Below are 21963 nucleotides of genomic sequence, written 5' to 3' on the forward strand. Positions count from 1 at the left end.
TTGAAAACTTACATACAAGCACTAAAGTGGACTACAGGGATCTCTCACCTATTATTACTTCCTTGTTATTATTTATCTCCAAGTTTTATTAACCTAGACGGGATACCTTTACTACTATTGATTGCTTTACATATTACTACTATTTTATTAGCTAACAAAGCAGGCATGAATACGTACGCTCATTATATAGGTATTATCGTTACTCTAGTTGCCTTCTTTCCTTATATAGACGTCGTTCTACATATTATAGCAGCTGTTTTCCTTTTATTAGATGCAGCTTCTACTACTAAAAAGGAAGTTTTTAATTCATAGCAAAATCAACAGCACATCCCCAGAATAGATTCACATGCATTTTAATTACAACCAAAATTTAAGAAAGTAAAAAATAAAAGGTTTCTTCACATATGGAAAACACCTTTTATTTCTACAACTCTTAACTATTATTTTTCGTATTTCTACTCTCCAAAACTTTCTCCATATTATGAGTTGCCCATTCCATCATTAATAGAATCATTGGACGTAGTGATTCACCAAGCTCCGTTAACGAATATTCTACTTTTGGCGGCACTTCACGGTATACTTCACGATGTATAATGCCATCTGCTTCAAGTTCTCTCAGCTGCAGTGTTAACATTCTTTGTGTGATATTAGGTTTTAATCTTTTTAATTCATTAAATCTCTTTGTACCATCTAATAAATGATACAAAATAACCCCTTTCCATTTTCCGCCAATAACCTCAACCATAGCTTCCACTGGACAAGAATATTTATTTAAAAATGGGTAATTTATATTATTTTCGTTTGAACAATCCATCATAAGTCCCTTCCCTTACCAATAGTATCTTTTTTGATACTATAACACATTAATGTGCGTACTTGTATCTATGTTACTTTAAAAATATAATTTACTTACAAAAATAAATTAATGAAAAGAGGAACTTTTATGACAAATACAAAACAAATTACAAAAGAGAAAATTATGGAGGCTTTCCATTTCAGACATGCATGTAAAGAGTTCGATCCTATGCACAAAATTTCAGAAGAGGATTTTCATTTCATTTTAGAAACAGGCAGAATATCTCCTTCTTCTTTTGGTTATGAACCTTGGAAATTTATTGTCGTACAAAATAAAGAATTAAGAGAAAAACTACAACCGTATTCATGGGGCGCTGGTGGGCAACTTGCAACAGCTAGTCACTTTGTCATTGTTCTTTCAAGAAATATTAAAGATATGCATTATGATGCAGAGTATATTAAACATATGATGAACGATATTATTGGATTACCTGAAGACACTCAAAAAATTAGATATGAATTCTTCAAAAAGTTCCAGGAAACAGATTTTAACTTATTACAATCCGATCGTGCTGTATTTGATTGGGCATCTAAGCAAACTTATATTGCTTTAGGTAATATGATGACGAGTGCAGCTCAAATCGGCATTGATTCTTGTCCAATAGAAGGATTTGATAAAGAGAAAATAGATTCTTTACTTCGTCAAGAAGGCATTATAAAAGACGATAATCTTGAAGTATCTGTTATGGTTGCCTTTGGTTACCGTAAAGAAGAGCCAAAGCGTGATAAAACAAGACAAACTATGGATACAATTGTTGAATGGATTAAGTAATATAGCACTCACAAATAAAACTCCTTCTAGCTAAATACTTATTCTATTGAAGAATCAGTTGTTTTTCTAATGTATGAAATTGATTTTTCATGGAAAGATATGTTAGTATGTATACAGTTTGAGCGCTCTATTTTTTAGAGTCGAACAGGAGGAGAATGGATATGTCTGATATTGAAGTTGGCGAAGTGTTTACTCTCAGTGATGAGAATAATGAGGATCAGGAAGTAGAAGTACTCGGAGCGATGGATGTCGAAGGCGCAGAATATATTGCAGTTGCCTTCGTAGAAGACATTCAAACAGAATCTGAGGAAGACATTGATATTTTCTTTTTAAAAGTAGAAGAAGATAATGAGTTTTCATACATTGAAAATGATGAAGAGTTTGATAAAGTATCTGCTGCTTTTGATAAAATTTTGGACGAGCAAGAGCAAGAATAATAAGAATGAAAAACACGAGGGTGGATGCATATCCGCCCTCTTTTTATTTATCCCGCTATTCGCCGGGCAGTAAGACTCCCACCTCAAAATTCGGCAAATGCGGAGGAGTTAGGTGGGAGATAAACTGCCCGTAAAAGCCCAATTGGTGAGGGCTGATAATCAGTGGGGGATGGACAAAACCCCCACTGATTAAAGTTTCACTTTATCACTCATCCAAAGACTTATGCAACAATTCCAGTACATCTTTCATCACAAATGGCCCCTCTTTTTTCACATGCTCAGCGAATTCAGAAACGAGACGTAATGTTCTTACACTTTCAATTGGATGCTCGCCTGATGCACTTTCAGCAGACAGCATAACAGCGTTCGTTCCGTCCAGTACAGCTTGAAACACATCAGTTACCTCAGCCCTTGTTGGAATAGAATGATCTACCATTGATTGAAGCATTTGTGTCGCTGTAATAACATATGTATTCGTTCGATTACATTCCTGAATCATCATTTTCTGCAAGAGCGGAATAAATTGATACGGTAACTCTACTCCTAAATCACCCCTTGCAATCATAATTCCGTCTGCTTCTTTACATATATCTTGAAAATTCTCGATCGCTTCCATTGTTTCTATTTTGGCAATTACATTAGGTGACGTTTCTTTGTACTGTTGTATATAATCTCGTATTTCTTTTATATGACTAGGTTTCCGTACGAAAGAACATGCGATAAAATCAACATCCTCTTCTAGAAGAAACTGAATGTCTTTTTTATCTTTCTCCGTAATAGCTGGTAAACTAACGATTGCCCCTGGTAAGTTCACCCCTTTATGAGATGAGATATTACCACCTATTTTGACCTTTGTTTCTATTTTATCCGCACTTACCGTTTCAACGATTAACTCAACTTCTCCATCATTAATTAAAATTCTACTTCCAACTTTCACATCATTCGTGATTCCTTCATAATCAACACTTGCTTCTCTATTGCTCCCTGTAACTGCTTGCGTATGTAAAATAAAAGAATCTCCCGCCTGAAGTGTAATTTGTTCTCCTTTTACTTCACCTAACCTTATTTTAGGACCTTGTACATCGCCTAAAATTTTAATAGAATCGTCTAACGATTTGACTAAACGAATGATGTCTTTATGACTTTCATGCGTGCCATGTGATAAATTCAAGCGCACTATTTTCATACCATTGTTTATTAACTGTGCTAACGTTTCTTTATTATTACTTGCTGGCCCAATTGTACAAACTCGATCGATTGTCATTTTTATCACCATCCTTTTTCGTTAGGTTTCCCATAAACTTTACTTACACTCTCAACACAAAAAAGCCTACTTCCACAGTAGGCTTTTCAAACTACGAAAGTTTCGTTAATAACTGAGTTAAATCTTTTTTCGTTTTCGTCGTTAATGACTTCATTTTATTAATATCTATTTTTTCTTTCTCCGCTCCTACAATTAACGGATACATACTTTGTCCGATTGTTTTAGATTCAGCTGGATGTGATGCTTCTAACTCTTTCTCGATTACATCCCACTTTTCATTAATTTGTTTTCCAAGTTTATTTACTGTTTCTAATTTCGGATTTGCAGCTAATTGCTTGTCTAAACTATCAACTAATGCAGCAACTTCTTTTACATTTGTTTTCACAGCTACGCTTTTCTTCGGATCTTTCGTTGTTTTTCCGTTTGAGTTTGTACTTGTACTTTGATCTGTTGTTTTTCCGCTAGTCGTTTCGTCATTCGTTTTTCCTGTCGTCTCTTTTTCTTTTGTTTTCACATTCTCATTTTGAGATGACGTTTTACCATTACTCTCTGTTCCTGATGATTCTTTCGTATTTTTTGCATCCTTATCTGTTTTTTCATTTGAAGAAGTATTTGTATCTTTTTCAGTATCTTTCGTTGTTTTTGACGTCTCCTCTGCACTTGTCGTTTTTGATTCTCCTTCATTTTGCGCTGTTACTTGCTCTTTCTTTTCTGTCTCTTTATCTGCTGAAGGACTACAAGCTGCCATAGTAAGCATTGTACCAATTGTTATCGATGCGATAGCGACCTTTTTCATTTTCATATAAATCCCCCTATGTTTACTTTATTTATCCTCCCCTTTACGATTCGATTTCCCCTTAAAAAATCCCTTTTCACATGAATTACCATCTTTCCGACAGTAATCTTCATAATATTACGTACAAAAACTGATAAACCCATTTGAATATTCGAGTTTCTTCTACTTCATTTTTCTTCTCTGTAGTAAAAGAAAAAGAGTATATTGTCAAATGAAGAATTACTATCTTCATATGACGATATACTCTCCTATCAAATTTTTATCTTTCTTGACATTTTATTTAAACAAAAAAATAAAATTTTCTTTTATTTTTTTGTTTCTCAACAATTGTTAACATAATATATTTATGAGTAACCACCGTTCGAATGAATGACTTGCCCCGTAATCCATTTTGCTTCTTCACTTACTAAAAAAGAAATTAAGCGTGCTGCATCTGACGGTTCTCCTACTTTACCTTGTGGGAACTTCCATACTAAATGATGCTTCAGCTCCTCTGTAATCCATCCTGTATTCGTCGGTCCTGGATCAACAGCATTCACTGTAATCCCCTTCTCCATCGCAACTGGTGCTACTGATTTTGTAAATGCTTCAATTGCTCCTTTCGTTGCTGCGTATGCTAGTTCATCAGGCATTGGCCCTAGTGACTGTCCTGAAGTAAGGTTAATAATACTTCCATTCGTTTTCAGTGCATAATGTTTTATAAATAATGAACTTAATAACATAGTAGCGCGGGCATTTACTGTATAATGTTTATCTAGCTGTTCTACATTTAATTCTTCAATTCTCGTATGTGTAGAATACGCTGCATTATTAATTAAAATAGATGGATCACCTAAACGTTCTGAGACCATATAAAACAAACGATTTGGCGAATACGACTGTGATAAATTGATTTCTGCCATTTCACATCGAACACCTAAACTTTCAATCTCCTCTTTCAACAAAAAGGGCTCTTTGTCATGCATTCCCCACGGCATCGCTTTATCATACTGAGACCAGTACGTGAAAAAAATGTCTATCCCTTTTTGAGCAAGCACCTTGCATACAGCTGCACCAATTCCATTCAGACGAGTTGCCCCTGTTACAATTGCTATTTTCTTCACCTTTTCTCCTCCATCTATGGATAAATCCCCTGCACGAATACAGAGGATCTATCTTTTTATTCAATATTTGATAATATGCGTTCTGCACCTAATTTTAAAATTTTAATGAAGATATAATTTACAATCGTAAACATTACAAATAAAACGATAAACATAACCCACAGTCCTACTTGAAGGAAGAAGTATAATAGACTTACTCCCGCTACAATAACTAAAGCTATAAAAATATTAGCTAAAAAGTTCCACAAAGTTGTATATCGGCTCTTAAATAATTTCTGCTCTGTATCCCAATGTATATCTGCAGTTTGTGCATCCCAGCGTGTACCAATTAAATTAATTAACAGTAAACCGTTCGCACTTAGTAAAAACCACAGTAACATGAATACAGGAGAAATCCCAGCTACAACTGCCATCGTAATACCGAATACTGCTAAAATAATCACATTAATTAACCAAGCAGTAATCGCTTTCGCAAAAAAGATATCCGAAGCTTTTACAGGTAAATAACGATTCACAAACCAAGAGCTTCCATCACGTGAAAATGATGTTGTTGCGATAACGTTACTTCCCATTAAAAATAACGATGCACAAAGTCCTACACCAATCGCCAATCCTGCTGATTTTGGGTTATCAATATACCCTGTAATCCATTTTAAATTCCCATCTTGCACGAATAAAACAAAGAATAACATAATCGGCATAACGAAAGTTTGTACGATACAATTTAAGAAAAATTGCGGTGTACGGAATAACGTTTTAAATTCTTTTTTCACATACGCTTTTAAATGTGAACTTTGTACCGTTGATTTTTGTAAACCTTCTGCTGAAATGACCTCTTTTTTTGCTGTACTCGTTGAAAGTCCAATAACCCCTTTTAAATATGTACGCTCTGCAATGTAATAAAACAACACAAAAAATACAAATGAAATAAGTGCAAAGATTATTACGTATAAAGGTCCCTTCCAATTTGCATTTTCTACTAATGCCACTGCTCCAAAATATGTAGTTGGAAAATAATTTGTCATTTGTACTAAAAGAGAAGATTGGTTGTTCGCAAGATAATTCGTAAGCGCATCTTCAGAAAACGAGCTTTTATTTTTCCACTGTAAAAATACATTAATTCCTACAATAAATAGTATACTTACGATTCCAATAAATATATTGCCTCGATCTTTGTTTTTCGCTATATTTGTATACCTCATAATAACTGTCATCAGTAATGAAGCTAATACTAACGGCACAATCGGGAAGAGTAAGTAAATAAAAATCATGTATATATAATATGTAATAAATGCGCTACTTTTTAACCCGTACGTAATAAAGATTGGTAATAAAATAAATGAACTCATTACGTATTGTGTAATTAATACCGTTAAAAATTTTGCCGAAATAATTTGTGCTGGTTTTAATGGTAATGGCAATAACATTTCAATGTCATTACTGTAGTAAAATACAGTTAAAATGTTCGTTATACTCATTAAAAATACCCATATACTCGCAATCGCAAGTCCCATTGCGATAATCATTCCTGGGTCTTGCCCTAAATGTTTCATACCCTCATACATTCCGTGCGTCATCGAACCAAATATTAAAAAGCCAACAAATAAAATGGCTGCAAATGAAAATACATACGCCCATCGCTTCTTCTTATCTGTTATGAAATCTGCATAATTTAATTTCAATAATACTTTCGTTAACGTCCAAATTTTACTCATTGCCCGTCATCTCCAAGAACATTTTTTCAAGTGATTCATTGGATTTAAAATGATCTCTCATTTCATCTAAATTCCCTTTAAACTGAAGATTTCCCTTATTAATAATCGCAACGCGGTCACATATTTTTTCCGCTACTTCTAATACGTGTGTAGAGAAAAATACAATCTTTCCTTTATCCGCATGTTCTCTCATCATTTCTTTTAAAATATATGCAGATTTCGGATCAAGCCCCGTTAACGGTTCATCTAAAATCCATACATCTGGCTCATGCACGAGCACACCAATAATAACGATTTTTTGTCTCATACCGTGCGAGTAACTTTGAATTTGATCCGATAACGCATTGTAAAGATCAAATTTCTTTGCTAAAGACTCGATTCGTTCTTGGCGTACTTCTTTCGGCACTTCATACATATCTGCCATAAAGTTTAAATATTCAATTCCCTTTAAACGTAAAAACATATCTGGACTATCTGGAACATAACCAAACGTCTTTTTCGCTTCCATTGGATTTTTCATAATATCTATACCGTTAATCGTAATCGTCCCTTTGTCCACCCCATGAATACCAGTAATCATCTTAATTGTCGTTGATTTACCCGCACCATTCGGCCCTAAAAATCCAAAGATTTCTCCGCTAGGCACAGATAAACTTAAATCTTTTACTGCATAGGTAGACCCATTATAACTTTTTGACACATTCGTAATTTCAATCATTCCATCCAATCCTTTCCTTAATTACCAAATAACTATATTAATATTATAGCATACTTCTATTTTTAGATTTTTATATTTTTTCAGTTTTTTAACCTTTAAAATAAATATACACGCCCAATCCAACGATTAAAACGACAGCTAATATAATATAAATCATCGTCAGCCGTTTAATATTCCCTTTTGTCGCTTTACTATAATTCGCATCACCATTTCGCCCAATTAACACCGTCGCCACTACAGTAATGACTACAAGTAATACAACGATCATGATCCAAGTTAACATTCCTTCCTCCCCCTCCTTACAACCATTTTACAATATTATCCTCTTTATTTCGCAGTATATTTCCTCTTTTTACTATTATTATGAAAAGAATTGGAAAACTATTATTACTATACATTTCTATATGTGATATATTTATAACATAACATGATTTATTTCTAACACTGAAAGGAGAATCTATCGTGAAAACAACTTGGATAAAATATTTAGGATTTCTCGGTTTCTTCGGTTTCCTCGGCTTTTTTTATGAAAAAAGATTGTTTACTATGTTTTGTTTCTTCTCCTTTTTCACAACGTATAGAACGGTTCAACACGATGAACTATTTGAACAAATCGTCAATAAATCGTGCCGCAATGCCTTTATCGTTACATTACTAACGACCGCTATCATTATGTTTATTGAAATGTTATTTCCAAACCCGGCGCTACAAGAGATTGATATCGCTCTTATTTTCAGCACACTCATTCTTACGTTCGGCTTCTCTATGTTCTTTTATGATAAACCTGTTGATGAAATGGAAGATGCGCCATGGCGTTCGTAACGAGAATAAAAGAATACCGCGCCAAATCGAACATGACACAAGAAGATTTAGCGAAAACTGTTGGTGTACGTCGTGAAACGATAAGCCATCTCGAAAAAGGAAAATATAACCCTTCCTTACAACTCGCTCACGATATAGCGAAGGCACTTCATAGTACGATTGATGAGATTTTTATTTTTGAGGATTAATTAAGGACACAAAATCACATAAAAATACCGGCATCCTTCCCATAAAGAATGCCGGTACTTCTCATTTATCAACCATACAAAACAGCATGAAATACGCCTAACAGTAAGTATTGATCTTCTATATAATTTTCATCATATACATCCATCTCGATATAATACATATCTTCCTCAAGACGAATATTCCAATCTGCGATTACATAGCCGTTTCGTAATAACTTTCCAAGCCCAATTGAAGTTTTGTGAACAACATATTCTTCTCCCTTATATGTAAAAGTAAATAAGAAATTTGCATCTAATAATTTTCCGTCACATACAAGTATTTCATGCTCTGCATCATTATTATCGATGTACGTTACTAAAATTCTTCTTTGACGCTGCCTACTTACATCCTTTGCAATGACACGAATATTGTCCTTACTATCCTTTATTTCATAAATGATATTACTACCGACTTTCGGAATGAAGTCTAGCACTTTCATCAACGCATTTTTATAATAGCCCCGTACTACGCCTACTCCTTCGCTTCCATTGTAAACCTCTATTGAAGTCGTATCCGCTTTACTATCACACAGTCGTTTATAAGAAAGCTGCATCATTCGCTCTCCTCTTAAGTACTGATCAAACGTCACAGGATATTCTATCGCGCGCAGCTCCTTATTGAGCTCATTCAAATAACGCCCAACGCTTTCTACTAATACTGTAGTGGATATACGCTCCTGAAGTTCAAATTGCTGCCAACTGGAAGCAACTCTCCACTGATCTTCCTCTTCATATAAGAATCCGAGAATTACTTCCTCACGGTTACTCGTTTCATAATTCAACTGTTCGTTCTTCCCATGTTGCACTTGTTCCATCCACTGTCCTAAATAAATGCCGAGCTCTGCGACCTTCATACATGACTTTTGAAAAAGTACTCTGTCACCCACATGAATCGTTAAATCCCCTTCAATAAAGCCATTTGCATAAGCAGCATACCGTGGCTCATCTTTCTGCGGAATACTTTTGTCTAACTCAAATAAAAACGTTAACATCTTTCACTCACCTCTAGTTATTACACCGATCGTACCTATAAATTGAACGCAACTCAAATTATATCGACACGATTAAAATGAAACTACCTTTTCTTCCGCCACTTCCACAATTTCTAAAATTTGTAGCAGGCTCTCCACTTCATAAGTCGGCTTAACATCTGTCTTATTTTCTTTCAAACTTGGATTATACCAACACGTATCAATGCCGTAATCTTCTCCGCCTTTCATATCAGAAGTTAGCGAATCTCCGACCATTAGTACACTTGATTTATCAGTAATCCCAAACTTCTCAAATGCATAATCAAAAATCTCACGCGCTGGTTTTTGATGACCAACCTCTTCTGAAATAATAATATGATCAAAGAAGTTACATAAAGGCGAATTTCCAATTCTCGATTGTTGCACCTTCGTATATCCATTCGTAATAATACCTAACTTGCAATCTTGTAGTTTCTCACATAATTGTACTGCACCTTCTATAAAATGTACTTCTTTCCCTAAGTTTTCAAGGTATACATCACTAAATTGCTGCGCATCTACTTCTATATTATGCAGTGCAAATAATTGTCTAAATCGATCTACCGCTAATTCACTTAGTGTAATCATTTTATTTTCTAAATCTCTCCATAATCCATTACTAATCTCTTTATAACTTGCAAGATAATCATCATACCCTGTAGGCATGCCAAACTGTACAAACGCGTTATGTAATGCGTTTCTTTCCGTCTCAGGAAAATCTAATAATGTATCATCTACGTCGAATAATATAACTTTGTATTTCATTATGCTCTCCTCAACTAGTACGTTATTTACAACTTGTATTTTCTCATTAATCGTCTCTTAAGTCGAACTTTTTCCCTTTACGAATAATAGCTGTACAGCAATCTTAAAGTTGTTTCAGACACACGAATCATGTTATTCAAAAATAATTAATTGTGAAAATACTATAAATTTGAGATAATTTGGATAATGAATCCAATTTTAAAAAAGGGAATACAGGAATAGAAAGGGGCGGAAAGACATAGTAAATTCATGGGGAAGACCTAAAATACAAATCCCAAAAACAAAAAGTGAATGGGTTGGAGATATCATTGGATATTCATTATTCTTTGGATCAATCATTTTTTTGATTATCATTTGGGGAAGATTACCCGAGGAAGTACCCACACATTATAACGCATATGGGGCTGTAGATCGCTGGGGATCAAAGTGGCAACTTTTGCTTCTACCAGGAATTGGGGCATTCATACTCCTTTTAATGCAAACTTTAGAAAAGTTTCCAGAAGTTCATAACTACCCACAAAGACTGCATGAATCGAATGCTCCGCTGTTTTATTTAAATAGCAGAAAAATGCTTAATCAATTAAAAAATGTCTGTTTACTTATTTTTGCTTTCATCCAATTTGAAACAATTTCAATAGCTTTAGATTGGAGCGGCGGTTTCGGAAAATTATTTTTACCGATATTGTTAATTGGGACAGTTATTCCAATTGTCATAGGAATAATAAGACAACGAAAAATTTCATAATAGAAACAGGAGGCTAATCCAATTAGCCTCCCTCCTCATTATTTATCCTCTAGCAATAACACTTTCATGTCTTCTAACGACTCTTTCGTATAGCCAAGTGCTTTTTCAGCATACACTTCAACTGAACCGTATTGCTTTTTCACTTCATCAATCGCAGCTTGTAAATATTCAGCGCGCGCTTCAAACATTGCGCCTAATATTGCTCTACTTTCATCGTTTTGTAGTTTTGCACCTAAAAAAGCCATCATTTTTTCATTTAATTTTTCACGGAAGCCGTTACTTAGTAAATAGTCTTCCATTACTGTTTTTTCCGGTACACCTAGTAAAAGTAATAATAGTGCTGATCCGAATCCAGTACGGTCTTTTCCAGCTGTACAGTGGTTTACTAACGGTAAGTTTTCTGGGTTTTGTGCTAAGTTTAAGAAGCTCACGAATGCTTCATTACCACTTACGAAATCTTGATTCATTTTCACAAGATACTCGCCTGGTTGCCCTAACATAGAAAGGTCACCAACTTGGAAAAATTCATTTATGTTCAAGTCTTTTGCCAAGTCTTGCATAACTGGTAAGCACACTTGACGAGCACCCGTAATCTCTGGATTCGGCTTATGCTTCACTTCAAAATCTGTACGGTAGTCACAAATTAATTTTAAGCCAGACTTTTGTAAATAGTAGATATCCCACTCTGTTAGTCCTGCTAATTCTTCAGAACGGTACAACTTGCCCCATTTTACTTTACGGCCTTCAGTCGTTTCATATCCTCCCATATCACGGAAGTTAAACGCGCCTTGTAATGGCAATCTACGCTCAGCTACTGTCACTGCTTGTCCATTACTTCCAATTAGTCTAAAATATGGACGCTCATTTTCACTCGGGTTTTGAACTGTACATGATGATTCTCCATTTACCGTTGCAAGTAATTCTCCCGTTTCTTCAATATGCTCTGGTGAAGTACTCCAGTAAATGCGAACTTCTTCTATATTATTTTCCCACTTTATATATAACGTATTGTCTTCATTTCTTTCTACAGTTGCTTGTAACCAACTTCTTTGCTGCTCCATTCTTTCACCAACACTTTCTCGTATAATCGAATCTTTCTCTATTGTATTATAGGAATATCTATTTTGTCGTTCTCATTTTTCTTTTTATCTTACAAACAGGCTAGAAGTTCTTTTACTTGTTCAAAATTTGTACACGGATTCCCGTTAAACAAGTTCAAGAACCTTTTCCCCCTCCTAAAACCTTCTCACATATCGCTCAGTACAACTTAACAACTGACATCCATTCTTTTCAAAAACATCCTTCATCCACTCATTTTGTACATTTGTCTCGCCAATATAATAAGATGCGCCTATTTCTTTTAAGACAAACATTGCCCCTGTAAAAAACGCTGCTTCATACCCTTTATTTCGCATATTTGGAGCAACTGCGAAATACATTAGTTTTCCTTCTTCTAACGTACCACTCTCAATATGTGGGATTACAATTCCTATCGGCTCTTCATCGACACTCGCTGTTAAACAATGCTCTTTCCATTGCTCACCAATTTCTTGTAGCATCATATGTACAAAGTGATCATAATCAATTTGTTCTCCCGTCACTTCATTCCACAGTGAATAAAAAGCGTCTTCGCCTATCTCTTCAATAAGCTTAAAATCAATCTCACTTTCTACACCTTCTACTTCATATATATCCTTAAATACAATCATGTTTTCAGTAGCATATTCAAATGAATACGTTTCGAAAGATTTCTTATATACATCATAATTTGGGCTTTTTGAAGAAATTTCAAAATGTAAGTTTTCTATTCCCTCTTTTTCAGCCTCAGCAATGCAATACTGCACTATTTCTTCTAATTTCTCTTCTGTAAAAAGCTCTGCATTATTTTCTTTTATCATAATAGAATAAGCATTTCTTCTTATTTTAAAATGTTTTTCTAACTGTTCTATAGTCATCATATACTTCCCTCATCTATGTCATACTCGAATTTCTACTTGTTCTCCTTGCATGAGCAGGATTGTCCTTGAATATATAGAATACTAGAAAACATCGCATCTTTAAAGTGCGGAGGAGGTTCTCCATTGGATATTACAACGTTACAACAACAGTTAGAGCTTATACAACAAAATGACTATACGCAACTGCAACATATAGATATAAATGAGTTAACACTCAACATGCTTCAGTATATCGGAACGACTGATAGTTACGTTCGTTACCAACTTATATATAAATGTTTTGCACATTTCATTCATCATGAATTCCTTATGGATGATCAGCTGAAATTACTTTTACAAACTTGTTTAAGTGATGAGTATTTATATTGTGACATTTACTCCCCGCATACAGATGGGGTTTTCACACGTTCTTATACTGTTTCGTTACTTGCGTTAATACTCCAATTCGCTAACTCGCACTACTTTTTTACAGAAGAGGATATTGAAGACATAAAAAACAAACTCATTACATACACAAACTTAGAAACAGATTTCCGAGGCTATATTGAAAATAAAGGATGGGCTCATTGTCTTGCCCACGTATCTGATGCCTTTACTGAAATTGTTCACAATTCCTATACGACTTTTGAGTGGTATGAAGAATTAATTCATTGTTTATTGAATAAAATCTTCATTCCATCTGACCTTTTTCATAATAATGAAGATGAACGAATTGTTACACCGTTACTATCGATGCTATATCATGATTTTCCGCAAGATGAGTTAATTTCAATTATTTATAAAAAAATAAAAAGGCTTCCTCAAATTAGAAAACGCCTTTCGCTTAATGAGTATTGTATATTATGTGCCAACATTAAAACCTTTTTACGCACATTATTTTTCAGAACGAAAGATGATCATAACTTAGCCTATACAGCACGTAAAACAGAAAGAATGTTAAAAGAACTTCCTAACTATTATTAAAAGCAAGGAGAAATAACATGGGTTATATTGAAGACATGAGAAATTTAGTAGGAAATCATCCACTTATTTTAATAGGTTCACACGCCATTATATTAAATGAGAAAGATGAAATATTACTGCAGCTACGTACAGATTTTAACCGCTGGGGCATTATTGGCGGCGCCTTAGAATATAACGAAACATTAGAAGACGCTTTAAAGCGAGAAGTGTATGAGGAAACTGGACTTATTATTAAAAATCCAGAACTATTCCGTACATACTCAGGACCAGATTTCTTTCAAATCTATCCAAACGGCAATCAAGTACACGGTGTACTCGTTGTTTATATTTGCCGCGAATTCAATGGCGAACTTGTATGCGACCAAACGGAATCGAAAGAACTGCGCTTCTTTCCGCTAGATGAGTTACCTAGTAATCTTCCTTCTGTTATTGAGAGGATTGTTACTGACTTTCAGAATTCGAATTGAACTATTAATATAGTCAAGATGAGATTCACCTTGACTATATTTTTATTTATTATCCTTATTTAACTCTTGTACAATATCCCTTTTTCCTATTCTATTAGCAAAAGGTAGAAAAATAATAAGGACTATTCCAAACATCCCCGCTATTACCGTTACGATAAGTTTGAAATTAAAAAATAAAGGTGTACGATCTATTATACTTACCATATAGGTTAATAATGTTCCTATTACAACGCCTAGCACTATTCCAATAAGTACATATAATTTAACTTGCGTCAAAATAACTTGTACAATCCCCTTTTTCTTAACTATTATTGCTCGTAAAATGGCAAACTCTTTTCTTTTAGATTGAATATTATTTATAAGTGTATTACATACCCCTAATGTTACACTTAACAAAATTACTATAATAACAACAATGAAGATGGACCATCTTTGCTGAAACATTAAATTAGATTGTTTTAACGATTGGGTATAACTACTTATTTTTAATTGTGGATATTGACCTTTTAATTCCTTTAATTGCTCCAACGTCTCTCTCTCATTATTTGAACTAATAAATGCACGCTCAAAAACTGTATAATCTTGTTTATATGTTACATTACTCCAATCCATAAGTACCGCAGGAGAATTCGGTAGCTCATTAACAATTAACCCAATTTCCACCTTACTAGTCGGTCTAACTTTTTGTTCCTGTTCTGAAAATAGACCCAATTGAACGATATCACCTACATGAAGTTTATACTGCTCTGCTAACTCTTCGGTAATAATTATACTATTCTCCAAATTCGCAGGTACTTCTGGCAGTAATCCTTGCTTTTCCATTTCTTTCAAATCACCTAAATTATAGTCAAAAGTAATATATTTTTCACCTTGCTTTAATTCTGCAAGTGAGTTCGTACTAATTGTACTAGCTCCTTTTACACTACTTATTTCTTTAAATATATTTTGTATATGAGGTGAGGAAATTGTTGAATCATTATTCAAACGATTTTCTACAACAATATGTGTTGGAAATTCTCGTTTTAAATATCTTTCATTATTTTTTTGCATCGTTTTAAATATAGTGGATCCGAAGACAACTATCACCATCATTGTACTTATCATTAAGATAACAAATGTATTTTTCCTTACTTGCGGAATTACATTTTTAATAGCAACAAATGTATTCCTTCCAAATATTTTTTTCATTATAGGTAGACATGCTATTAATATCGAAGAAAGATAAATAGGAAATAATATATACACCCCTAAAACAAGAAATATAGATCCTATTAATATCACTATCGCCTGCGTATCTCCCGTATTTGCTACAAATCCACCTAAAACAGTTAAAAATATGCTATTAATTAAAAGGAATTTCCCCATCATACTGCGTGTTTTTTTATTAGAAAAGTCGGATTCCTCATTTTCGCGCATAAGCTTTACTGGCAATATTTTCGAACTTCTGTATGAAGGATATAACATAAACAATTCAATAAAAAAGATACTACAAATCATTGTTACAATTGCTATTTCATAGTCGAAACTCATTGTATTAATTTGAAAAGCAAATACATGCTCTAGCCAACTTTGTAAAAAACGGTTACTTATTACAGCTAGTAACAAACCAAATATTCCACCAAAGAAATTAATTACACTACATTGAATAAATATAACTTTAAACATTTGTTTCGTTGTTGCTCCCATTGATCGCATAATAGCAAATTGATTTTTATATTTATATAAAAACACTTCAAAATTAGACATTAATAATAACGATGTAATAATAAGTATTAATACAGATACAATAACTATAAAAATATGTAATGACACTAAGTTACTTTTTAAAAACTCGTCTTCCTCCGCAATATCGATTCTTAATTCTTTGTCTATTTTATGAATTTGACTAGACAATGCTAGTACATCTGCATTCTCTTTTGCTTTTATCAACACATAAGTAGCCTCATTGTGTTTACCCGTTTTTTCATATACGTGCTGTTTCACCGCACCTTCCGATAAAACGAGTATGTCTGGAGCTGAACCTCCAGCTTCTATATCAGGTAAAACTTCTTTTACTACATAGAATTTATTTTCTATTTCAACCTTTTCCCCAACTTTTACTTGTAAAGTTTCCGCTAATCCATCATTTAATGTTACTTCTTCATTTGATAGATTTTTAGAGAAGTGATATCGACTTTTAGATAACGAATCATTTTGAACACCTACTGTATAAATAGTTGTATTCAATTTATTCACTTGAAAATGATTTACCAATACTTTTGACATGTATTCAATATTTCCTTGTTCCTTAATATTTTGTAGTAAAGATTTATCCATCAATTTATTTTGATCAGGGTTATATCCAACAGATAAATCCATATCTCCATATAAATTTTTAACTTCATTTATAACAGACTGTTTCGCATGACTCGAAAATACAATCATCGTAACAATTAGAGAAACAGCCAACATAACGCTAACTATAGAGGAAATAGCAGTAAATTTATTCATCTTAAAAAAGCGTAAACCTAATCCTCGTACTGATTTTATCATTTTGATTTCTCCATTAATTTTTTAAATTTATCTAAAATAATATTCATATCATTTACTCCATGAGAACACGTATAATCATCAACAACTTCTCCATTATGAAAGAAGAGAACCCGATCTGCATACGTAGCAATGTGAGGATCATGAGTAACAAGAATCATACTTTGATTAAATTTTTGTTTCATATCGACTAGTACTCGTAAAATATCATTAGACGTATTGAAATCTAAATTTCCAGTAGGTTCATCTGCAAGAACAATTGGAGGAGATGTTATTAATGCCCTACCAATTGCAACACGCTGTTGTTGTCCCCCAGAAAGCTGAACTGGTCGATGATTTCTCCAATTTACTAAACCAAGAACATCTAATATTTTATTTGTTTTTTCTCGTATCTCCTCTTCTGAATCAATTGATAATATGAGGGGTAACGCAATATTTTCTTCTACAGATAAATCCTTTAATAAATGAAATGACTGAAATATAAATCCTATGTTATCCCGCCTGTACTCCGTTGCATATGGTTCAACAAACATATTTTTAGGGACTTCACCATTTACATATACGACTCCCTCATCAGGTTTGTCTAAAGCACCAAGTATGTTAAGCAATGTACTCTTCCCAGACCCACTCGTTCCCATTACAGCAAGGAGTTCTCCTTTATTTAACTCCAAAGATACATTTTGTAAAGCTCTAACATTTGTATCTACACTCTCATAAGTCTTACTTAAACCTTGAACTGCTAACACAATTTCACTCATCTTTATTCACCTCAACATGATTAAATGTTACTTCCTCCATCAGATTAACTTGAATTAAAATTTTTTCTTTTAAATTACTAGGTGGTACAATTTCTGTTCCTATTTGAACTAGCAACATTTTTAATTGGAGAATTGTAACCATTTCTATCCCTCCCTCACTCTATATTGGTAACAAATTTAAATTTCGTTCGATTTTTTTATAAAAAAAACAAGGGAACGCTCAGCGTTCCCTCTCAAACCCAATCCGTTTTTTAATTTCTGCTAAATTTACCTTCGCAATAGTACGCGCCCGCTCAGCACCTTTTTCTAACGCTTCATATAATAAACTTGGCTCATTCATATACAGAGCGTACTTTTCACGAGGTCCAGCTAATTCACGGTCTACAACGCGAAACAACTCTTTTTTCACATCGCCCCATCCGATTCCAGTTTCATACTTTTCGCGCATCGACTGTATTTCATCTTCTGTCGCAAATTCTTTATATATCATAAATAACGTTTCTAGTTCTTTCGGTTCATTTGGAAGTGAAGAATCTGTTTTGATTTTAAATATTAATTTTCGTAGTTTTTCTTGCTCTGTAAATAATGGGATCACATTTCCATAACTTTTACTCATCTTCCTTCCATCAAGACCAGGTAAAATGGCACCTTCTTCTTGTATGACATACTCCGGAAGCGTAAATGTCATACCAAATGTATGATTAAAATACGTCGCAATATCACGCGCGATTTCAATATGCTGAATTTGGTCTTTCCCTACCGGCACATGAGTAGCTTGAAATAGTAAGATGTCAGCTGCCATTAAAATCGGATACGTATATAATCCCATATTCACGCCTGCATCTACCTCTAAACCCAATTCTTTATTTTTCTCCACCTTCGCTTTATACGCATGGGCACGGTTCATAATCCCTTTCGGAGTTAGGCAAGCTAATATCCAAGCTAATTCTAGAATCTCCGGCACTTCTGTTTGTCGGTAGAAAATAACATCTTCTCCAAGTCCAAGTGATAACCAAGTAGCTGCTACCTCTTTCGTATAACTACTAAACTGACTTGGATCATGAACAGCATTTAACGCATGATAATCCGCTATAAAATACAATGCTTTTCCTTCATTCTTCTTTGACATTTGTAATGCAGGTTTAATCGCACCAATATAATTTCCTAAATGAGGATAACCTGTCGGCTTAATTCCTGTTAACATTATTTTTTCGCTCACCCTAACTCCTCCTTCCTTAAAATAAAAAGAGCCCCTCATCCTATAAAAAGGACGAGAGACTCCCGTGGTACCACCTTCATTAGCTATCATTCATAGCTCACTTCAACTTCGTAACGTGAAGTAACCGTCTTTGCCTACTCATTTCAGCTAGAAGCTCCGGAGCCCATTCCATATTCATCCCTTACTGATTTCCACCACATATCAGCTCTCTGCAAAGTTTTGAATATGTACTCTTCTCTTTCATTGCTTTTCGTTATTTTTTTACAGTTTATCACATTTCTCGTTCTCTCAAAACTGAATTTTCTATTTTTATTAAGTTTTAACAATAGTTATTACCAATTCATTCCGAACGATATATAATCAATATATATAGAATTGATTTGTAATACAAAAACGAGGTGATGTCATGGGTTGGTTTACTAAAAAGAATGATACGTTTAAGATTGATGTATTTAAGAACGATGATAATAGTCACGATGATACTTTAGGGGTAATTATACATTTCACACCTATCGCAATATATTTATACACCTGCGATGAGTACATAGAAACATTTGACGGTGCGCTCACTTTTGAAAATGAGAACGGAAATCAAGTAGAAATCGGGGGTACCTTCATTTCTCTTGAAGTAGATGCTAATTTTCGCATGGACGATTTAATTTTTGATTACAAACTAAAGGAAAGCAATCTACCTATCATTGAATTAAAAGCCTACGCATAAGGTTTATTTGTTTACTTCAACAAGAGTATAAATAAAAAAAGGGCTAAAACAGTTTTATCTGTTTTAGCTCTTTTTTTACGTATTCAACTTAACAAATCTATAACTATGCGTTACTAACACTTTTAATATCGCATATCCTGGAATTGCTAAAATAATCCCCATAATTCCAAATAAATTTCCGGCAGTTAAAATAATAAAAATGATAGTAATTGGGTGAATGTCTAGCTTTTTTCCCATAACTTGCGGAGAAATAAATTTACCTTCTGCTAATTGTACGACCATCATTACAATAATTACTTTTAACACCATTGCTGGCGAGTCAATAAATGCGATAATTAATGCTGGTGTAATTGCAATGATTGGTCCTACGTACGGAACGATATTTACAATCATTGCTAAAATAGCGAGTAATACCGCATATTTAATACCAATAATAAGGTAACCGATTAATAGCATAATACCGATAAACAAGCTAACGATAATTTGTCCTCTAATATACGAGCTAATCGCATAATGCATATCATCTAGTATTCTCATCGCTGCTGGTTGTCTTTGCTCTGAAATAAACTTTAAAAAGTGGTTCGGTAATTGTTCACCATCTTTTAAAAGATAGAACAATATAAACGGAACCATTACAAACGTTAAAACGACCTCTGTAACAGTACTTAAAAATCCAGTTACATTTCCAGTTACTGATGATAGCGACTTCGTAAAATCAACTGTGTAGTCTTTTACCATACTCGCTACATCAATATTTAAATTCTCTTGAATTTTGCCTAGTAAATTACTTTCCCCGAATCTACGTGCTGCTCGTTCAATTTCATGACCGAAATACGGTAAGTTATCTATTAATGCATCAATTTGATCTTTAATAATCGGGATTACTGTTACAACTAAAAATACAAATAATCCTAGTACTATTATATATATAGAAGCGATTGATACGATTCTTGAAACACCTTTCTTTTCTAAAAGCGAAACGAATGGATGCAAAATATAAAATAGCACTCCCGCTAATAATACGGGGAAGAAAATTGTTTTTAAAAAGACGATAAACGGAGTAAAAACAAAAGAAATTTTCGTTAGCAGTAATATGTTAATAAACAATAACGCAAAGCCGAGTAACACCGCTAAATAATTTTGTTCTCTAAAAAACTTTTTCAACTTATCTCTTTTTCTAATATTTAATTTCTCCAATGATACCACCTCTTCGAATGATGAAAAGCCCTTATTCAGGGCTTTTCATCATGATCTATATCTTTATTTTCTTGCAGCTTTCACTACAAATGATACAATAAGAATTAATACGATCGCACCTAATAATGCTGGCACGACATGAATCCCACCAAATGATGGCCCAAAAGCTCCAAATAGTCTACCACCTAATGAAGCACCTAACAAACCTGCGATAATATTTCCAAACATACCACCCGGAAAATTTTTACCCGTTATAGAACCTGCAATTGCACCTATAATAGCACCAACTATTAATGTGATAATCCATCCCATCTTTAGCCCTCCATTTCTATTATGGTGTATTTCTTTTTCATACTAAATTGTTATGTAACTATTATAATTATTATATCCAATAAAGAAAAATCTTGTCAAATCTATGAAAATAAAGTCTATAAGGAGGTTTTACCCTATGATTCAAAAATTAGTAACAACTTCTCACAACACCGCTACTTCTATTTTAAACATTCAAATACCCGCTTATGAAATTGAAGCAAAATATATAAATAGTACGGCTATTCCTCGTCTTTATGATACTGTAACCGATATTCAATTATGTGATGAAATTTTTTACGGCTATTTTTATGAAGATACACTTGCTGGGTTTATTTCTTTTAAAATGGATGAAGAGGAAGTTGATATTCATCGTTTAGTAGTATCCCCCGATCATTTTCATAAAGGAATCGCCACAAAACTACTACTTTATGTATTTGACATGTTCTCCCCTTCACAAACATATATTGTACAAACAGGGAAAGAAAATACACCTGCTCTGTCTTTATATAAAAAACATGGATTTATTAAAATAAATGATATTATATTACCCGATGGAGTGGTTTTAACCTCGCTAAAAAAATCAGAAAACATAAAATAGTTTGACTCATCA

27 protein-coding genes and 1 other annotated feature are annotated in these 21963 nt (G+C 33.7%); of the genes, 10 read left to right on the forward strand and 17 right to left on the reverse strand.

Features of this window, described 5'->3' with window-relative positions:
- Positions 1-312 (forward strand): hypothetical protein, encoded by a 312-nt coding sequence (locus RBB48_RS11760; RefSeq protein WP_088064040.1) that lies wholly within the window; start codon positions 1-3, stop codon positions 310-312.
- A 121-nt stretch (positions 313-433) separates the two neighbouring features.
- On the opposite strand, the gene RBB48_RS11765 is transcribed toward RBB48_RS11760, so the two are convergent.
- The gene (locus tag RBB48_RS11765; protein WP_000340656.1) at positions 434-814 is read right to left on the reverse strand and encodes a winged helix-turn-helix transcriptional regulator; all 381 of its coding nucleotides are present in this window, start codon (positions 812-814) and stop codon (positions 434-436) included.
- A gap of 129 nt (positions 815-943) precedes the next feature.
- Here RBB48_RS11765 and RBB48_RS11770 point away from each other — a divergent pair, with 129 nt between their 5' ends.
- A complete protein-coding gene (locus tag RBB48_RS11770; protein WP_088064041.1) occupies positions 944-1627 on the forward strand; it encodes an NAD(P)H-dependent oxidoreductase in 684 nt (227 codons plus the stop codon).
- A 155-nt stretch (positions 1628-1782) separates the two neighbouring features.
- The gene (locus tag RBB48_RS11775; RefSeq protein ID WP_002008111.1) at positions 1783-2064 is read left to right on the forward strand and encodes a DUF1292 domain-containing protein; all 282 of its coding nucleotides are present in this window, start codon (positions 1783-1785) and stop codon (positions 2062-2064) included.
- 205 nt (positions 2065-2269) lie between these two features.
- Here the strand turns inward: RBB48_RS11775 and RBB48_RS11780 are convergent, their stop codons facing one another.
- The 6 genes from RBB48_RS11780 to RBB48_RS11805 all read right to left on the reverse strand — a co-directional run bounded on the left by RBB48_RS11780 (position 2270) and on the right by RBB48_RS11805 (position 7943).
- Positions 2270-3340: a pyruvate kinase gene (locus tag RBB48_RS11780; RefSeq protein ID WP_306007673.1), complete on the reverse strand. Its 1071-nt coding sequence runs from the start codon at positions 3338-3340 to the stop codon at positions 2270-2272.
- A 79-nt stretch (positions 3341-3419) separates the two neighbouring features.
- On the reverse strand, positions 3420-4130 hold the full coding sequence (locus RBB48_RS11785) for a hypothetical protein (protein ID WP_306007674.1): 711 nt from the start codon (positions 4128-4130) through the stop codon (positions 3420-3422).
- Between the two features lie 338 nt (positions 4131-4468).
- The gene (locus tag RBB48_RS11790; protein ID WP_137013618.1) at positions 4469-5227 is read right to left on the reverse strand and encodes an SDR family oxidoreductase; all 759 of its coding nucleotides are present in this window, start codon (positions 5225-5227) and stop codon (positions 4469-4471) included.
- A 56-nt stretch (positions 5228-5283) separates the two neighbouring features.
- Entirely contained in the window at positions 5284-6942 is a 1659-nt protein-coding gene (locus RBB48_RS11795; protein ID WP_088064044.1) for a putative ABC transporter permease subunit, read from the reverse strand.
- Positions 6935-7660 (reverse strand): ABC transporter ATP-binding protein, encoded by a 726-nt coding sequence (locus tag RBB48_RS11800; RefSeq protein ID WP_088122691.1) that lies wholly within the window; start codon positions 7658-7660, stop codon positions 6935-6937. Before RBB48_RS11800 ends, RBB48_RS11795 begins: the two co-directional genes overlap by 8 nt.
- Positions 7661-7748: 88 nt before the next feature.
- Positions 7749-7943: a hypothetical protein gene (locus RBB48_RS11805; protein WP_000958865.1), complete on the reverse strand. Its 195-nt coding sequence runs from the start codon at positions 7941-7943 to the stop codon at positions 7749-7751.
- Positions 7944-8122: 179 nt separating this feature from the next.
- On the opposite strand from RBB48_RS11805, the gene RBB48_RS11810 reads away from it, so the two are divergent.
- Positions 8123-8482 carry a DUF3796 domain-containing protein gene (locus RBB48_RS11810; RefSeq protein WP_306007675.1) on the forward strand — a complete coding sequence of 120 codons (360 nt, stop codon included), beginning with the start codon at positions 8123-8125 and terminating at the stop codon, positions 8480-8482.
- Complete coding sequence (locus tag RBB48_RS11815; protein ID WP_087984149.1) at positions 8470-8670, forward strand: helix-turn-helix transcriptional regulator; 201 nt, start codon at positions 8470-8472, stop codon at positions 8668-8670. The genes RBB48_RS11810 and RBB48_RS11815 overlap by 13 nt, the downstream gene beginning before the upstream one ends.
- A gap of 68 nt (positions 8671-8738) precedes the next feature.
- On the opposite strand, the gene RBB48_RS11820 is transcribed toward RBB48_RS11815, so the two are convergent.
- Together RBB48_RS11820 and RBB48_RS11825 are read right to left on the reverse strand one after the other, a co-directional pair.
- Positions 8739-9701: a tubby C-terminal domain-like protein gene (locus tag RBB48_RS11820; protein WP_306007676.1), complete on the reverse strand. Its 963-nt coding sequence runs from the start codon at positions 9699-9701 to the stop codon at positions 8739-8741.
- 72 nt (positions 9702-9773) lie between these two features.
- The gene (locus tag RBB48_RS11825) at positions 9774-10484 is read right to left on the reverse strand and encodes a YjjG family noncanonical pyrimidine nucleotidase (RefSeq protein ID WP_306007677.1); all 711 of its coding nucleotides are present in this window, start codon (positions 10482-10484) and stop codon (positions 9774-9776) included.
- Positions 10485-10755: 271 nt separating this feature from the next.
- Here RBB48_RS11825 and RBB48_RS11830 point away from each other — a divergent pair, with 271 nt between their 5' ends.
- Positions 10756-11229, forward strand: a complete 474-nt coding sequence (locus RBB48_RS11830) for a DUF1648 domain-containing protein (RefSeq protein WP_306624336.1) — start codon at positions 10756-10758, stop codon at positions 11227-11229.
- Positions 11230-11267: 38 nt separating this feature from the next.
- On the opposite strand, the gene RBB48_RS11835 is transcribed toward RBB48_RS11830, so the two are convergent.
- Together RBB48_RS11835 and RBB48_RS11840 are read right to left on the reverse strand one after the other, a co-directional pair.
- Positions 11268-12290: a tyrosine-protein phosphatase gene (locus RBB48_RS11835; protein ID WP_306007678.1), complete on the reverse strand. Its 1023-nt coding sequence runs from the start codon at positions 12288-12290 to the stop codon at positions 11268-11270.
- 174 nt (positions 12291-12464) lie between these two features.
- Complete coding sequence (locus RBB48_RS11840; protein ID WP_306007679.1) at positions 12465-13187, reverse strand: GNAT family N-acetyltransferase; 723 nt, start codon at positions 13185-13187, stop codon at positions 12465-12467.
- Between the two features lie 123 nt (positions 13188-13310).
- On the opposite strand from RBB48_RS11840, the gene RBB48_RS11845 reads away from it, so the two are divergent.
- Both RBB48_RS11845 and RBB48_RS11850 read left to right on the forward strand, forming a co-directional pair.
- The gene (locus RBB48_RS11845) at positions 13311-14150 is read left to right on the forward strand and encodes a DUF2785 domain-containing protein (RefSeq protein ID WP_088064052.1); all 840 of its coding nucleotides are present in this window, start codon (positions 13311-13313) and stop codon (positions 14148-14150) included.
- 17 nt (positions 14151-14167) lie between these two features.
- Positions 14168-14617: an NUDIX hydrolase gene (locus tag RBB48_RS11850; RefSeq protein WP_088081921.1), complete on the forward strand. Its 450-nt coding sequence runs from the start codon at positions 14168-14170 to the stop codon at positions 14615-14617.
- Between the two features lie 42 nt (positions 14618-14659).
- Here RBB48_RS11850 and RBB48_RS11855 read toward each other — a convergent pair whose 3' ends face one another.
- The 4 genes from RBB48_RS11855 to RBB48_RS11870 all read right to left on the reverse strand — a co-directional run bounded on the left by RBB48_RS11855 (position 14660) and on the right by RBB48_RS11870 (position 19162).
- Complete coding sequence (locus RBB48_RS11855) at positions 14660-17149, reverse strand: FtsX-like permease family protein (RefSeq protein WP_306007680.1); 2490 nt, start codon at positions 17147-17149, stop codon at positions 14660-14662.
- Positions 17146-17904 (reverse strand): ABC transporter ATP-binding protein, encoded by a 759-nt coding sequence (locus tag RBB48_RS11860; protein ID WP_306007681.1) that lies wholly within the window; start codon positions 17902-17904, stop codon positions 17146-17148. Before RBB48_RS11860 ends, RBB48_RS11855 begins: the two co-directional genes overlap by 4 nt.
- On the reverse strand, positions 17897-18046 hold the full coding sequence (locus RBB48_RS11865) for a hypothetical protein (RefSeq protein WP_087984140.1): 150 nt from the start codon (positions 18044-18046) through the stop codon (positions 17897-17899). Before RBB48_RS11865 ends, RBB48_RS11860 begins: the two co-directional genes overlap by 8 nt.
- A 78-nt stretch (positions 18047-18124) precedes the next feature.
- Entirely contained in the window at positions 18125-19162 is a 1038-nt protein-coding gene (locus RBB48_RS11870; RefSeq protein ID WP_306007682.1) for a tryptophan--tRNA ligase, read from the reverse strand.
- 5 nt (positions 19163-19167) lie between these two features.
- Positions 19168-19376, reverse strand: a binding site (T-box leader).
- A gap of 153 nt (positions 19377-19529) precedes the next feature.
- Between RBB48_RS11870 and RBB48_RS11875 the strand changes: the two genes are divergently transcribed.
- Positions 19530-19844 (forward strand): hypothetical protein, encoded by a 315-nt coding sequence (locus tag RBB48_RS11875; RefSeq protein ID WP_088064057.1) that lies wholly within the window; start codon positions 19530-19532, stop codon positions 19842-19844.
- Positions 19845-19919: 75 nt separating this feature from the next.
- Here RBB48_RS11875 and RBB48_RS11880 read toward each other — a convergent pair whose 3' ends face one another.
- Together RBB48_RS11880 and RBB48_RS11885 are read right to left on the reverse strand one after the other, a co-directional pair.
- Positions 19920-21041 carry an AI-2E family transporter gene (locus RBB48_RS11880; RefSeq protein ID WP_048546503.1) on the reverse strand — a complete coding sequence of 374 codons (1122 nt, stop codon included), beginning with the start codon at positions 21039-21041 and terminating at the stop codon, positions 19920-19922.
- A 63-nt stretch (positions 21042-21104) separates the two neighbouring features.
- Positions 21105-21353, reverse strand: coding sequence for a GlsB/YeaQ/YmgE family stress response membrane protein (locus RBB48_RS11885; RefSeq protein ID WP_088609535.1), 249 nt, complete (start codon positions 21351-21353; stop codon positions 21105-21107).
- Positions 21354-21489: 136 nt separating this feature from the next.
- Here RBB48_RS11885 and RBB48_RS11890 point away from each other — a divergent pair, with 136 nt between their 5' ends.
- Complete coding sequence (locus RBB48_RS11890; protein ID WP_097907285.1) at positions 21490-21951, forward strand: GNAT family N-acetyltransferase; 462 nt, start codon at positions 21490-21492, stop codon at positions 21949-21951.
- Positions 21952-21963: the final 12 nt, after the last annotated feature.

The sequence above is a fragment of the Bacillus sp. MMSF_3353 genome (genome assembly GCF_030733445.1).
Taxonomy (GTDB): domain Bacteria; phylum Bacillota; class Bacilli; order Bacillales; family Bacillaceae_G; genus Bacillus_A; species Bacillus_A wiedmannii.

Bases quoted from the DNA above. Each gene is read 5' to 3' on its own strand.
- RBB48_RS11870 (WP_306007682.1), bottom strand. From the start codon at position 19,162: ATGAGGGGCTCTTTTTATTTTAAGGAAGGAGGAGTTAGGGTGAGCGAA.
- RBB48_RS11825 (WP_306007677.1), bottom strand. From the start codon at position 10,484: ATGAAATACAAAGTTATATTATTCGACGTAGATGATACATTATTAGAT.
- RBB48_RS11780 (WP_306007673.1), bottom strand. From the start codon at position 3,340: ATGGTGATAAAAATGACAATCGATCGAGTTTGTACAATTGGGCCAGCA.
- RBB48_RS11885 (WP_088609535.1), bottom strand. From the start codon at position 21,353: ATGGGATGGATTATCACATTAATAGTTGGTGCTATTATAGGTGCAATT.
- RBB48_RS11800 (WP_088122691.1), bottom strand. From the start codon at position 7,660: ATGATTGAAATTACGAATGTGTCAAAAAGTTATAATGGGTCTACCTAT.
- RBB48_RS11765 (WP_000340656.1), bottom strand. From the start codon at position 814: ATGGATTGTTCAAACGAAAATAATATAAATTACCCATTTTTAAATAAA.
- RBB48_RS11890 (WP_097907285.1), top strand. From the start codon at position 21,490: ATGATTCAAAAATTAGTAACAACTTCTCACAACACCGCTACTTCTATT.
- RBB48_RS11815 (WP_087984149.1), top strand. From the start codon at position 8,470: ATGGCGTTCGTAACGAGAATAAAAGAATACCGCGCCAAATCGAACATG.
- RBB48_RS11850 (WP_088081921.1), top strand. From the start codon at position 14,168: ATGGGTTATATTGAAGACATGAGAAATTTAGTAGGAAATCATCCACTT.
- RBB48_RS11865 (WP_087984140.1), bottom strand. From the start codon at position 18,046: ATGGTTACAATTCTCCAATTAAAAATGTTGCTAGTTCAAATAGGAACA.
- RBB48_RS11835 (WP_306007678.1), bottom strand. From the start codon at position 12,290: ATGGAGCAGCAAAGAAGTTGGTTACAAGCAACTGTAGAAAGAAATGAA.
- RBB48_RS11785 (WP_306007674.1), bottom strand. From the start codon at position 4,130: ATGAAAATGAAAAAGGTCGCTATCGCATCGATAACAATTGGTACAATG.
- RBB48_RS11795 (WP_088064044.1), bottom strand. From the start codon at position 6,942: ATGAGTAAAATTTGGACGTTAACGAAAGTATTATTGAAATTAAATTAT.
- RBB48_RS11820 (WP_306007676.1), bottom strand. From the start codon at position 9,701: ATGTTAACGTTTTTATTTGAGTTAGACAAAAGTATTCCGCAGAAAGAT.
- RBB48_RS11855 (WP_306007680.1), bottom strand. From the start codon at position 17,149: ATGATAAAATCAGTACGAGGATTAGGTTTACGCTTTTTTAAGATGAAT.
- RBB48_RS11840 (WP_306007679.1), bottom strand. From the start codon at position 13,187: ATGATGACTATAGAACAGTTAGAAAAACATTTTAAAATAAGAAGAAAT.
- RBB48_RS11875 (WP_088064057.1), top strand. From the start codon at position 19,530: ATGGGTTGGTTTACTAAAAAGAATGATACGTTTAAGATTGATGTATTT.
- RBB48_RS11805 (WP_000958865.1), bottom strand. From the start codon at position 7,943: ATGTTAACTTGGATCATGATCGTTGTATTACTTGTAGTCATTACTGTA.
- RBB48_RS11775 (WP_002008111.1), top strand. From the start codon at position 1,783: ATGGATATGTCTGATATTGAAGTTGGCGAAGTGTTTACTCTCAGTGAT.
- RBB48_RS11860 (WP_306007681.1), bottom strand. From the start codon at position 17,904: ATGAGTGAAATTGTGTTAGCAGTTCAAGGTTTAAGTAAGACTTATGAG.
- RBB48_RS11770 (WP_088064041.1), top strand. From the start codon at position 944: ATGACAAATACAAAACAAATTACAAAAGAGAAAATTATGGAGGCTTTC.